This is a genomic window from Actinomyces sp. (assembly GCF_030530635.1).
Taxonomy (GTDB): domain Bacteria; phylum Actinomycetota; class Actinomycetes; order Actinomycetales; family Actinomycetaceae; genus Actinomyces.
Window position 1 is genome coordinate 16,078 of the sequence record NZ_JAUMUL010000047.1, and the last position, 12,872, is coordinate 28,949.

General features: G+C 70.1%; 11 protein-coding genes. 1 reads left to right on the plus strand and 10 read right to left on the minus strand.

The annotated features are described in order from the left end of the window. Positions 1 to 58: 58 nt before the first annotated feature. The 3 genes from Q4A20_RS10730 to Q4A20_RS10740 form a co-directional block, all read right to left on the minus strand. Positions 59 to 1,522 (minus strand): serine/threonine-protein kinase, encoded by a 1,464-nt coding sequence (locus tag Q4A20_RS10730; RefSeq protein ID WP_303122832.1) that lies wholly within the window; start codon positions 1,520 to 1,522, stop codon positions 59 to 61. Beyond that, positions 1,519 to 2,943, minus strand: a complete 1,425-nt coding sequence (locus Q4A20_RS10735; protein ID WP_303122834.1) for an FHA domain-containing protein — start codon at positions 2,941 to 2,943, stop codon at positions 1,519 to 1,521. Before Q4A20_RS10735 ends, Q4A20_RS10730 begins: the two co-directional genes overlap by 4 nt. Positions 2,944 to 3,183: 240 nt before the next feature. Continuing rightward, entirely contained in the window at positions 3,184 to 3,912 is a 729-nt protein-coding gene (locus Q4A20_RS10740) for an FHA domain-containing protein (protein WP_303122836.1), read from the minus strand. 62 nt (positions 3,913 to 3,974) lie between these two features. Between Q4A20_RS10740 and Q4A20_RS10745 the strand changes: the two genes are divergently transcribed. Beyond that, positions 3,975 to 4,562, plus strand: coding sequence for a hypothetical protein (locus Q4A20_RS10745; RefSeq protein ID WP_303122838.1), 588 nt, complete (start codon positions 3,975 to 3,977; stop codon positions 4,560 to 4,562). Positions 4,563 to 4,628: 66 nt separating this feature from the next. On the opposite strand, the gene Q4A20_RS10750 is transcribed toward Q4A20_RS10745, so the two are convergent. The 7 genes from Q4A20_RS10750 to Q4A20_RS10780 form a co-directional block, all read right to left on the minus strand. Next, positions 4,629 to 6,470, minus strand: a complete 1,842-nt coding sequence (locus tag Q4A20_RS10750) for an ABC-F family ATP-binding cassette domain-containing protein (RefSeq protein WP_303122840.1) — start codon at positions 6,468 to 6,470, stop codon at positions 4,629 to 4,631. Then, complete coding sequence (locus tag Q4A20_RS10755; RefSeq protein ID WP_303122841.1) at positions 6,470 to 7,435, minus strand: 4-(cytidine 5'-diphospho)-2-C-methyl-D-erythritol kinase; 966 nt, start codon at positions 7,433 to 7,435, stop codon at positions 6,470 to 6,472. The genes Q4A20_RS10750 and Q4A20_RS10755 overlap by 1 nt, the downstream gene beginning before the upstream one ends. Beyond that, positions 7,432 to 8,409, minus strand: coding sequence for a 16S rRNA (adenine(1518)-N(6)/adenine(1519)-N(6))-dimethyltransferase RsmA (rsmA, locus tag Q4A20_RS10760; RefSeq protein ID WP_303122842.1), 978 nt, complete (start codon positions 8,407 to 8,409; stop codon positions 7,432 to 7,434). The genes Q4A20_RS10755 and rsmA overlap by 4 nt, the downstream gene beginning before the upstream one ends. Before the next feature lie 74 nt (positions 8,410 to 8,483). Further along, positions 8,484 to 9,284 carry a resuscitation-promoting factor gene (locus Q4A20_RS10765; protein WP_303122844.1) on the minus strand — a complete coding sequence of 267 codons (801 nt, stop codon included), beginning with the start codon at positions 9,282 to 9,284 and terminating at the stop codon, positions 8,484 to 8,486. An 85-nt stretch (positions 9,285 to 9,369) separates the two neighbouring features. Then, positions 9,370 to 10,299, minus strand: coding sequence for a G5 domain-containing protein (locus Q4A20_RS10770; protein ID WP_368502473.1), 930 nt, complete (start codon positions 10,297 to 10,299; stop codon positions 9,370 to 9,372). Positions 10,300 to 10,404: 105 nt separating this feature from the next. Next, entirely contained in the window at positions 10,405 to 11,337 is a 933-nt protein-coding gene (locus tag Q4A20_RS10775; protein WP_303122847.1) for a TatD family hydrolase, read from the minus strand. Beyond that, positions 11,334 to 12,872: methionine--tRNA ligase (locus tag Q4A20_RS10780; RefSeq protein ID WP_303122848.1), on the minus strand; the 1,539-nt coding region annotated here is incomplete at its 5' end. The genes Q4A20_RS10780 and Q4A20_RS10775, both read right to left, overlap by 4 nt.

The window sequence follows — 12,872 nt, forward strand, 5'->3', positions numbered from 1 at the left end:
GCGCACCGCACGGCAGCAGTGCGGCCGAGCGCGCACCTGAGCGCAGGGCGTGCGGGGCTCAGCCCTCCGACGCCGTCATGTTCACGCACGCCGAGGCGGCCGCCGAGGTTCTGCCGTCCGAGCGCACGGCATAGACCTCGATACAGGTTTTTCCCGCGCGCGCAGGTATTTGTGCGGTGGTGGCCCTGGTGGCCTGCAGATCGGAGCCGCTCTCTCCGGCCACGTCCTCACGGAACAGGAAGCTGCCGCCCCAGTCGGCCTCCGGCGCCTCCCAGGTGAATGTCACCGTCTCCCCGTCCTCGGACACCGAGCCGGCCAGATCACGCGGCGGAGCCACGGACGACCCGAGCGGGTTCGCGCTGTTTGCGGGAGCATGCGTTGCGAAGGTGGCCACCGGCCGATTCTGCTGGGAGACGCGCGAGGTGATGACGGCGGCGGCTACCGCAGCCACGGTGACGAGCACCGCCAGCACCCCGATGAGCGCACGCGACCGCGGGGTACCGGTGTCGGCCTCCGCAGTGCCGTCCGTAACGCTTACCGCCGGATGAGACACGGGTTCCGCCACCGATTCGAAGACCCCCAGCCGGGTGGCGTTCGAGTCATCGGTCAGACCGTCACCGGCCCGCCCTACGTAATCGGGCTCGCCCGCGTCATGGAATAGATCGACGGCCGTCATCGGCAGATCCAACTCCGCCTCGACTTGTTGGAGGGCGCGCGCGAACGCCAGGGCGGAGGGGTAGCGACGGGCCGGGTCCTTGGACATGGCCACGTTCAGCACCCGGTACAGGGACGGGGGCGCGTCCTGACGTCCCAGCGGCGGCAGCGGGTTCTTGATGATCCGACGCGACATCTCGTACACGGAGTCCGATGCGTCCGGGATCTCGAACGGGCTGCGGCCGGTAAGCATGGCGTAGGTCGTCGCGGCCAGGGAGTAGACGTCGGAGGCGGGTTCGGCCGTGTGAGATCCCACCAGTTGCTCCGGCGGCGCCCACGGCACGCTCATGCCCCGCAGTTCGTCGGTCTCATCCCTGGGGCCGCTCATGGCGGAGATGCCGAAGTCCGACAGCACCGGGCGGCGGTAGGCGGTAAACAGGATGTTCGCGGGTTTGATGTCACGGTGCACGATGCCGACCCGGTGAGCGGATTCGACCGCGCCGGCGATCTGAATGGTCGTGCTCAGTGCCTCGGCGACGCTGAGCGGACTGCGATGCAGCACCGTGGACAGCTGCGGCGGCGGGCAGTACTCCATCACCAGGAACAGCCGGTCATCCGCGGCGGTGCCCGCACCGTAAATCGACAGGATCGCCGGGTGCGAGGACACTCGCGCCATGAGGTTGGCCTCGGACTCGAAGCGGGAGGCGGGGCCGCCCCCCACTCCGCAGTTCATCACCTTGACCGCGACCTCGCGCTGCGGCATGTGCTGCTCATAGAGGTAAACCCGCGAGTAGCCGCCGGCGCCCAGGTCGCGCAGATACGTGAAGCCCGGGATCAACGGCGGAGTGTCCTCGCGGTCGGCGCTCACGGAAGATCCTCCAGCAGGAGTGACTGCCCATCACCCAGGTCGAGGATGTCTCCACTGCGCAACAGCACCGGCTCGGTGGAGGACATGCGCATCGGGGACACTCCGTCGCGGCGCAGCACCGTGCCGTTGCTGGCGGAAAGGCTGCGCGCCAGCACCGACCACTCATCCAGCCGGATGAGCAGGTGGTTGCGGGAGATGACCCGCTCGGGGCTGGGCACGGTTATCAGTGCCGGGGCGGCCGCATCCAGCTCGGCAACGCCCTCGGCCGAGGGCTCACGGCCGACCAGTACCGGACGGTCCAGGAGCACCTCGCCGCCGGAGGAGACCCGCACGGTCCCCAGCGGCGGGCAGGGGATGATGCGGGCGGGCTGGGTCAGTTCCGCACCGCACTCCCGGCAGGTGACGTAGTTGGTGGGATTCGCGTGGCCGGAGGGGCAGATGACGGACAGGGCCATACGGGTGACCTCGGTATCCGGTACCTGGGTCTGGGCCGCCTGCTCCACCCCGGAGGACTCGACGGCCTCCTCGGAAGAAGTCGGCAGCATGGCTCCGAGTTCCTCCACCAGATCAGCCGGAAGGTCGGCAACAGTCCAGCCGTCGTGATCGCCGGGACGCTCCTCCGACTGCGCGGCCGATGCCGGGGAGTCCTGGTCCTGCGGGACGGAGTCAGTCTCTGCAACGGCAGTCGCCTCGGGTACGGCCTCCGTTACCTGTGCGGTACCACTCGCATCGGCGTCGCCGGTCTCCGCGGGACTCGCTACCGGCTCCAGTTCAGGGACCGGCACCGGGCGCTGGACGACCGGCTCGGGGATCGCCGCCGGCTTCTCAGCGACCGGCTCGACCGGCTCAAGCGCCCGAACCCGCGCCGCAGCGGATGTCGGTGCCGCTTCCGGAACCGGCACCGACTGCTCGGCAACCGGCTCGGACGTCTGCGCGGGCACCTCCGCGGGCGCCGGCCCCGCCGCCCCGTCCACGTCTCCCAGCTGCAGGAGTGCGGCCCTCACCACGGCGTCAACGGCCGGACGCAGCACGTCTCCGGCCGGTTCGGGTGCGGCCAGGACCACGGCGGGACTGCCGGGCAGGAAGGCCTCCATCCAGGTCGATACGGAGGTGGCGTCAAGGGGCTCCCCATCGATCCTCAGGGACGGAGACCCGCGCAGGGCCAGGTGGGTGCCCGTGTCACCGGTGAGTACAAGGGCGAAGTCGGGGATACGAGACAGCTGCCCACCGGCCCCCATCACCAGGCGGTCGAGGATGGCGGTCAGGCTGCCCTCCGGGGAGCGCAGGAGCCGCCACAACTGGTTCACCAGGTCCTCAGGAACCTCCCTGGGCAGCAGCAGCACCCCCCGGGGGGTAACGGCCGCAGTCCAGGTGCCTTCGGCCCACCGGGCCTCCCACTGATTGCCGTGCGCTTCGGTCACAAGTATCTCCTTAAACCGGTTCTTGATGGCGCCACGCCGACGGCGCTGCACCACCGCGAGTGTCTCACGAATGAAATCCGCCCCGGCCCGTATGAGCTACAGAGTCTGCAGCCAAGCCCCCGGGCAGCATACGAACCACGACTCCCGCAGCATAGGCGGGTCCACCCCCGGATGCACGCGAGACGGAATCGAATGCGTACCGGATGCGGGAGGGAATGTTCAACCAAACGAGCCAAGACGTCACCGCACCAGACATTCGGCATCACCGAAGTAGAGGCGACGTCCCCGCTCCACGGTCCGCGCCTGACCGGGAGCCAGCCGGTGGACGCCGTCCGCGTCCTCGGCATGAGTGCCATTGGTGGAGTTCAGGTCGGTGACCCTGACGCCCTCCCGCAGCGGCTCCACCAGCGCATGCGTCCGCGACACCGACGGGTCGTCCAGAAACACGGGCAGCAGCCGGTCGGCGCAGCCCGGCACCGGATCCGGTGCGCGACCGAGCACGGCAAGTTCCCTCACCGTCACCATCCGGCCGCTGACCGCCACCAGCTGCACAGTACTCATTCCCCGTTCCTTGGCCACGACCACCGTCCCCGCCATGCGGTCATACCAGGTGCGTCGCCAACCGCCGTCGTCGACACCCGCAACCATCACCAGCGGAAGAATCCCGAATGTCGGCAGGGCCGCCAAGGCGAACAGGGCCGCGCGCCCGGCCGCCGCGCGGCCCGGAGCCTGCGTGGGCCTGACGGCGCGCCGCAGCCGCACCGAGGCCAGCACCTGTCCCGGGCTGGCCCCGGTGGCCCCCTGGAGCGCCATCATCAGCAAGGACACAGTCACCCCCACGGTCAGGCGCCCCGCGGGCGGCAACGGCACCAGGACCCCGGTTACCGCGATCACCGCGATGTCGATGCATCCGGCCAGCACGCGCCGAACCGGGGAGGCCGGGAGCGAAGCGGGGGCGGAGGTTGACACAAGCACAGCATAGGGCTTGCGCAATCAGCTATATTGCACAGGCCTATTAAAGGAGTAGCACAATGCAGATCGCCGTCATCCCGGATCCCGATTGCTGGGTCGTCATCCCAGAGTTCCCCCCGCCGGGCTGGGCGCGCACGGAGGCGCAGGCCCGTAGCCGACTGCTGGACATGACCGGCCCCCAGTGGCGTTCCGCCTTCGAGAACCTGCTGGAGGAGTTGCGCCGCACCGAACGGGGCACCTCGCTGGCGCGCCTGCTGCACGTGGGCGCGGGCGGCCACCAGATCTTCGCCGTCGACCTCAGCCTGGTGCGCGCCCAGGACGACGGCACCAAGGAGGGGCGCCGAGCAACTCAACGCCGGCTGCTCTTCGACCTGCTGCCCGAGACGGTGCAGCCGCAGCGGCTGCGTCCCGCTCCGAGGATGGCGGGATTCCAGGCCGTGTCAGACAGCCCTGATCCGGGGACCACCAACCGGCCCAGCGCGGTGGTGGTGCTGCGGATGGCGGGACTGCCGACGGTGCCGGTCGACCTGGTGATCCGGGCGTGGAAGGCCACGCCGGAGGTGGTCGCCTCGGCCCTGGACGACGTGGTCGCGCTGGGCGGCGCGGTGGCCCCGGTGGACGCCATTGCCGGTCCCGGCGGGCGCTGAGTCTCTTCCCCCCGCACCCCGGTCGCGGGGGCACACCGCCTGGTAGAGCCCAATCGGCGAGGACGGCTAGGCCTCGGCCGCCTCGGCGGCCTGCAACCACTGGTTCTCCAACTCTTCGCGCTCAGCCTCGGCCCGCGTCAGCTGCCGGCCGAGTTCGGTCAGCTCCTCGACGTTCAGTTGCGCGGAGGCCTGTTCCATGCGCTGGTGCAACTCGTCGATGCGGCCGGTGGTCTTGTCCAGGCGGCGTTCAATGCCGGCGAGCTGTTTGCGGGCGGCATACAGTGCGGCGCCATCGGCTTGTCCCGTCGGCGCGGGCCGCCGGGACTGCTCCGGTGCGGCGTCCCGACGGCGCAGGCGCAGATACTCATCCACTCCCCCCGGCAGGTCGCGGACGGTGCCATCGCCCAGCAGGGCGACCTGGCGGTCGGTGACGCGCTGAAGCAGGTAGCGGTCGTGCGAGACGACCACGAGCGTGCCGGGGAAGGAGTCGAGCAGGTCCTCAACGGCGGTGAGCGTGTCGGTGTCCAGATCGTTGGTGGGCTCGTCCAGCAGCAGCACGTTGGGCTGCCCCATCAACAGTCGCAGCAGCTGCAGACGGCGCCGCTCCCCACCGGAGATCTCCCCCACGCGCGTCCAGGCACGGGCGCGGGTGAAACCGAGCCGCTCCACCAACTGGGCGGCGGTCAGCTCCTTCCCGCCCACCGTCACGCGCTCGCTGACCGCCGCTACGGCGTCGACCACGCGCATGTCCTTGAGAGGGTCGAGTTCATGCGTACTCTGCGAAAGGGTGGCCACCACCACGGTCTTGCCACGCGCCACCCGCCCGCGGGAGGGCTGCAGGCCGCCGTCAAGCAGCCGCAGCAGAGTCGTCTTGCCGGCACCGTTGACGCCGACCACGCCGACGCGCTCGCCCGGCGCGAGCCGCCAAGTCACCCGGTCCAGCACCCGGCGGCTACCGTCCCGGGCGCCGGAGGTCGGGAACTCAACACTCACGTCCTCCAGGTCGATGACTCGCCTGCCCAACCGGGCCGTGGCCATGGCGGTCAGTTCCACAGTGTCGCGGGGCGGCGGCACGTCGGCGATGAGGGCCTCGGCGGCATCGATACGGAACCGGGGCTTGGAGGTGCGAGCCGGGGCTCCGCGCCGCAGCCACGCCAATTCCTTGCGCAACAGGTTCTCACGTTTGGTGGCGGCTACCGCCGCCTGGCGGGCGCGCTCGGCGCGGGTCAGCACCCACGCGGCGTAACCGCCGTCATAGCTCTCCACCCGCCCGGGAATCTGAGGACGCTCACCACCGGGGTCGACCCCGGGCACGACCTCCCACACGTGAGTGCATACGGCGTCGAGGAACCAGCGGTCGTGGGTGACGGCAACCAGGGCGCCGGTGACGCGACGGCGGGAGAAACGGGCGGCCAGGTGGTGGGCGAGCCAGTCCACGCCCTCCACGTCCAGGTGGTTGGTGGGCTCGTCGAGGATGACGAGCTCGGCGTCGGCACTCAGGGCGGCGGCCAGGGCGACGCGGCGGCGCTGCCCTCCGGACAGGTCGGCGACGGCGGCGTCCAGGTCGAGGTCGGGCAGAAGGCCGGCGTGAATATCGCGAACCGTCGGGTCGGAGGCCCACTGGTGCTCGGGCGCACCGCCGTGTACGGCCGTGCGCACCGTGGCTCCCGGAGTGAAACGGTCGGCCTGAGTGAGCATGACGGCCCGGGCGTCCCCGGCACGGGTGACTCGCCCGTCATCCGGGGCACGGGTGCCGGCCAGCAGTGACAACAGCGTGGTTTTACCGGCGCCGTTCGGCCCGAGCACGCCAATACGATCCCCGTCGTTGATACCCAGGTCCACGTGATCGAGCAGTGTGCGCGGCCCAACGGTCACGCGGACGGATTCCACGCCGAGCAGATGTGCCATCAGCCCACCATCCGAGCACCGGCTACGGGCGCGTCCGCACGCAGGGCCGCAGCAACCAGATCGGAGGCGTTCAAGACGTTGGCCACGCGGGCGGCGACCGTCGGATCCGGGGCGAGGGCGGCAACAGTGGGGCCGGATCCGGAGACGATGGCGCGCAGGGCACCGGCCGACTCGGCGAGCGCAATCACCTCCACCAGCTGCGGGCGCAGGTCCACGGCCGCCGGCTGCAGGTCGTTGTGCAGGGCGGCGGCCAGGGCACCGGCGTCCCCGTCACGCAGGGCGGAGGTGAGCGCCGTCGGCACCTCCGCAGGGGCGGCGGGGGCCGCAGCGAGTTCGTCGAAGCGGCGGAAGACCGCGGGTGTGGAAAGGCCCTGCGCGGCGGTGGCAAACACCCAGTGGTAGGTGCCGCGTGCCATGAGCGGGGTGAGCCGGTCTCCCCGGCCATGTCCGACGGCGGTGGCGCCCACCAGGGGGAAGGGCACGTCCGCTCCCAGGCGGGCGGCCAGCTCGGCGAGCTCGGAGAGTGTCAGGCCGGTTCCCCATAGCGCATTGCAGGCCACCAGGGCGGCGGCGGCGTCGGCGGATCCTCCCGCCATGCCGCCGGCCACCGGCACGCGCTTGCGCAGCAGCAGGTCGACGCCGTCATCCACACCGGTGGCCTCGGCCAGCAGGGCGGCGGCGCGCACCGCCAGATTGGTGGCGTCGGTGGGGACGCGCGGATCGGGTAGGTCCAGGGTGACGGTGATGGTTCCATGCAGGTCTGCGGCCTGGCGGCGGGCTGTGACAGTCTCAATCAGCCGGACGGCCTGGAAGACGGTGGCCAGAGGGTGGTAGCCGTCGGCGGCGGGGGCCCCCGCCGACAGGAACAGGTTGACCTTACCCGGGGCCTCCACGCGCACCTGGGTCAGCGTTCCGGAGCGGGCGGGCTGCGGGGCGGCCCCGGGGACGGCGTGCAGGGGATTCATGGCTGGCTCCTGTTCGGCTGTGCGCCGGTCGCGCCCATCAACCGGACGGTGGGATTCGGAAGGGAGTCGACCTCTCCCAGGGCCTGGGCCAGGGCGGCGAAGGCCACCACATCCAGGTTCTCGCCGCGGGCGCCGGGGTCGATGCCGGCGGCGCGGGCCGCCGCCTCGGCCCGGTCGGTCCCGCCGGCAAGCGGGGCCAGGGCCCGGCGCAGGGTCTTACGGCGCTGGGCGAAGGCGGCGTCAACGACGGCGAAGGTCTGCTCGCGCGTGACGGTGGTGGGCGGAGGCTCGCGGCGGGTGAGGGTGACGATGGCGGAGTCGACGTTGGGGACCGGCCAGAACACGGTGCGGCCGATACGGGCGTCGCGACGGACGTGGCCGTACCAGGCGGCCTTGACGCTGGGCACGCCATAGGTGCGTGAGCCCGGGGCGGCGGCGAGCCGATCAGCCACTTCCGCCTGCACCATGATGGTGGCGGTACGCAGGTCGGGCAGGGCGGCGAGCACGTTGAGCAGGACGGGAACCGCCACGTTGTACGGCAGGTTGGCGACCAGCCTGGTGGGCGGCGCCCAGGCGGAGGCGCCGGCGGGCGGGACGGGGAGGGACTCGGGTCCGGTCAGGCTCATGGCGTCGGCGGCGAGCACCCCCAGGCGATCCACGGCGTCGGGCAGGCGGTCGGCCACGGTGACCGGCAGCGCCTGGGCGAGCACGGGTTCTATCTCAACGGCGATCACCCGGGCGCCGGCCTGAAGCAGGGCAAGGGTCAGGGAGCCGAGCCCAGGACCTACCTCGAGGACGGTCTCTTCCGGTTGCACACCCGCCAGACGCACGATGCGGCGAACGGTGCCGGCGTCATGAACGAAGTTTTGTCCGCGAGCCTTGGAGGGGCGCAGATTGAGCACTCGCGCCAGGCGCCTGATATCGGCCGGGCCGAGTAGGCCGGGGGCGTTGTCAGTAGGGTCGGGCTGCGGCACGTGCCCAGCCTATGCCAGCGGCATAGCCGGCACGACGATCCGCACTGGCGACGGTGTGCTCGCAGACGGCGTGCTCACAGCAGCCCGAGCTGGGCCGCGCAGTGGGGCCACTGGCCCCAGCCGGACTGGGCCTGCAGCTTCTTGGCCATGGCGGTCTGAGTGGCGGCGTCGGCCTCATGCGGGTATCCGGTGCCGCCCATCGCCTGCCAGGTGGACAGGGAGAACTGGTACATGCCGTAGTAGCCGTTGCCGGTGTTGGTGGTGGGGTTGCCCCCGGATTCGCACTGCGCCAGGGCGGCCCACACCGAGTCGTCGTCAGCAGAGCCGCCGGTTGCGGAGCCGCCCGATCCGCTCGTGGTTTTGGGGGTTTCGGAGTCGGACGTTCCAGCACCACCCTCAGCGGACTGTGAGGCAGCAGCACCGGTACCCACCAGCACCACCTCATCAACCCGCTCACTGACCACCACACGGGAGACCACCTCACGGGAGACCTCCTTGCCATCCACACTCGTCACCCGGTACACCACACGGGTGACCCCATCAACACCCTCGGTCTGCACCTTGGTCTCACCCGCGGCCAAAGCATCAGACTCCTGCTCCACCCGCCCGAACTTATCGGTCGCCTCCTCAGTAACCGACGAAACCTCAGCCACATCACCACCCACAACCAGGTCCGCGACCTCGACGGATGCGGAGATGTCGGCGGTTGCGGCCGAGGCCACCACCGCGGTCTCCGGGAGCCTCTCAACGTCACCACCCGGGGCCGCCGCCTGCACGGCGGCATAGGCGCCGCCCGAGACCGACAGGGCCAGGGCCGCGGCCACGCCTCCGGCGCGGAGCATCACGGGCTTGAAGATGTCTTTGCTGAGAGTCATGGGTTCCTTTCCGCACCGCGGGCCGGCAGCAGCACACCGAAACCGGCAAAAGTGACTTGGCGAGACCGGTCGCTATGTGACCGGGTCAGTACCAGCCGGTGGACTCGGAGTGGGCCCAGGCGGAGCAGGGATTGCCGTAGCGATCAGAGATGTAGCCCAGGCCCCAGGTGATCTGGGTAGTGGGGTTGGTGGCCCAGTCAGAGGCCACCGAGCCCATCTTGGATCCCGGCAGAGCCTGGGGAATGCCGTAGGCGCCGGAGGAGGGGTTCTGCGCCAGGTAGTTCCAGCCAGATTCCCGGTTCCACAGGCTCACCAGGCAGGAGAACTGGGAGTCGTCCCAGCCGTAGGAGGACATCATCGACTTGGCGACGGACTGGGCGGAGGCGGGGGTGGTGCCGTCACCGGAGGCAGTTGCAGAGGTCGTATTGGGGGTTGCGGAGCCGGACGTTCCAGCACCACCCTCAGCGGACTGTGAGGCAGCAGCACCGGTACCCACCAGCACCACCTCATCAACCCGCTCACTGACCACCACACGGGAGACCACCTCACGGGAGACCTCCTTGCCATCCACACTCGTCACCCGGTACACCACACGGGTGACCCCATCAACACCCTCGGTCTGCACCTTGGTCTCACCCGCGGCCAAAGCATCAGACTCCTGCTCCACCCGCCCGAACTTATCGGTCGCCTCCTCAGTAACCGACGAAACCTCAGCCACATCACCACCCACAACCAGGGCATCGGTGGTATCCGCGCCGGAGGCTGCGATGGCGTGCATGCGCGCCTGGGACTCTGTCAGGGGGGCGATGTCGGTTTCGCCGAACTGCGAGGCGGCGTAGGCGCCACCCGAAACCGCCAGCGACAAAGTAGCGGCCACGCCGCCCGCCCGATACATGGCCGGCGAGATCGACGTCTTCGCCGGGCCATCGGCACGACGGCGCCCGTGTGAGGCGGATGAGGTATTGGCGATGCTCTTCGAGGCGAGCGCCCCGAGCTCAACCAACGTTGTACTCAAGGAACTGCTCTGCGAGTGACGACCCACGGAATCTTCCTATCGGTAGACGACTGCCGATCACGCTAACCGACCACTCGTCGCCTAAGCAACCTTTCTAGGCGGATTTCACAAGTGTGTGCCGTAGACCTGCCCCGTGTTGCGCGCCAGCAGTGCGCACACGGCCGCCTCACTCAAACCGCGCAGTTGCGCGAGAAAACGGACCGTGTCCGGCATCAGGTAGGAGCCGTTGGGGCGTCCGCGCCAGCGCCCCGGCGGAAGGTACGGCGCATCGGTCTCTACCAGCAGCAGCTCTTCGGGCACGGCCGCGATGGCCGAGCGCAGCTCGTCGTTGGCCGGGTAGGTGATCGGCCCGGCCACGGAGGCGTACCAGCCGTGCTCGGCGCAGGCCCGGGCCAGGTCCGCTCCCCCGCTGAAGCAGTGGAACACGGTCCGCGTGGGGGCGCCGTCGGCCTCCAGTACGGCGACGCATTCGGCGTGGGCGTCACGGTCGTGGATCTGCAGGGGCAGGTCCAGCTGCTTGGCCAGGGCGATGTGGTCGCGGAAGGCCTCGCGTTGAACGGCGGCACCGCGCGACCCGGTGCGGAAGTAGTCCAGGCCGGTCTCCCCGACGGCGACGACGACGTCCCGGTTGCGACACACCAGCGTCTCCAAGCGGCCCATCGCCTCATCCAGGGGCTCGTCATGGTGGGGCCGGTGCCAGGGTTCCAGGCCGTCGGGGCCGATCTCACGCACGCCGGTGTGGGCGACGGCCTCGTTGGGGTGGATGGCCAGGGAGACCCGAACACCGGGAAGCTCGCGCGCCAGGGCGAGGCTCGGCTCCCAGGTGGTGGTCTCACAGGCGGAGGTGATGATCGCGGTTACGCCGACGGCGGCGGCGCGAGCAACCAGCTCGGCGGCATCCAGGGGCGCGTGCGAACCGGGTCCGGCGGCAGCCTCGCCGGGAACCGGCAGGTGGGTATGGTTGTCGGTGACAGGCCCCGCCAGGGGGGCTACGGCGTCGGCGGGCGGCCAGGAGCGGTCGCGGTGCTTGCGGCTCATGCCCCGGTGACGTCGTCGGGCTGGGAGGCGGCGTAGCGTGCGAGCTCCTCCTCCACGATGGCCTCGTCGAGCTTGGTGAACACGGGCTTCGGCTTGCCGATCGGGGTGCCGGCCGCGACGGCGTGACGCTCCCAGGTGGGCGCGGCGGTGTAGTCGCCGGTGATGATCGGGTAACCGGTACGGCCCGCGAAGGCGTCGGGCAGCACCTGCGGGTCGAGCTCGTCCACCTCCTCAATGCGGGGCATCGGGGCGACGGCGCCGTCGCCTCCCATGACACGATCGACGTCGTTGGCGGCATGCGGTAGGAACGGGGAGAGCATGAGGTTCAGGTCGGCCACCACCTGGGCGAGGGTGTGCAGGATCGTGGCCAGGCGCCGGTGCGCGGGGCTGCCCTCCTCCCCCTTGAGCTTGAAGGGCTGGGTGTCGGCTATGTACTTGTTGGCCTCGGCGACCAGCCGCATGGCCTCCGCGAGCGCGGCCTTCTGCCGGTGGTGGCGGATCAGCTCGCCGACGGCGGCGAAGCCGGCGTCGACGGCGTCCAGCAGGGCACGGTCGACGTCCTGGAGCTCTCCGGGTGTGGGGATGGCGCCGAAGCGCTTGTGGATCATGGCGGCGGTGCGGTTGACCAGGTTGCCCCAGCCGGCCACCAGCTCACCGTTGGTGCGGCGCACGAACTCCGCCCAGGTGAAGTCGGCGTCGGCGGTCTCGGGACCGGCGGCGCAGATGAAGTAGCGCAGGGCGTCGGCCTGGTAGCGGGACAGGAAGTCGCGCACGTAGATGACGATACCGTGGGAGGAGGAGAACTTGCGGCCCTCCATCGTCAAGAACTCGCTGGAGACGACCTCGGTGGGCAGGTTCAGCACACCCATGTCACCGCTCTGGCCACCGCGTTCGCCCTGGCCGTTGTAGCCGAGCAGTTCGGCGGGCCAGATCTGGGAGTGGAAGACGATGTTGTCCTTGCCCATGAAGTAGTAGGACAGGGCCTGCGGGTCGTTCCACCACTGGCGCCAGGCCTCGGGGTCACCGCTGCGCCGAGCCCATTCGATGGAGGCGGACAGGTAGCCGATGACGGCATCGAACCACACGTACAGGCGCTTGTTCGGCTGGTCCTCCCAGCCGGGGATGGGGATGCCCCAGTCAATGTCGCGAGTCATGGCGCGCGGGCGGATCTCCGCCAGGATGTTCTTGGAGAAGCGGATGACGTTGGGCCGCCAGGCGCCGGAGGCCTCCCGTTCGTCCAGCCAGGTACTCAGCGCCTCGGCCAGGGCGGGCAGGTCCAGGAACCAGTGGCTGGACTCGACGAACTCTGGGGTCTCCCCGTTGATGCGGGAGTGGGGGTCGATCAGGTCGGTGGGGTCGAGCTGGTTGCCGCAGTTGTCGCACTGGTCGCCGCGGGCTCCGCCGGAGCTGCAGAGCGGACAGGTCCCCTCGATGTAGCGGTCGGGCAGGGTGCGCCCGGTGGACGGGGAGATCGCGGAACGGGTGACCTGCTCGACCATGTAGCCGTTGTCGCGCACGGTGCGGAACATGTCCTG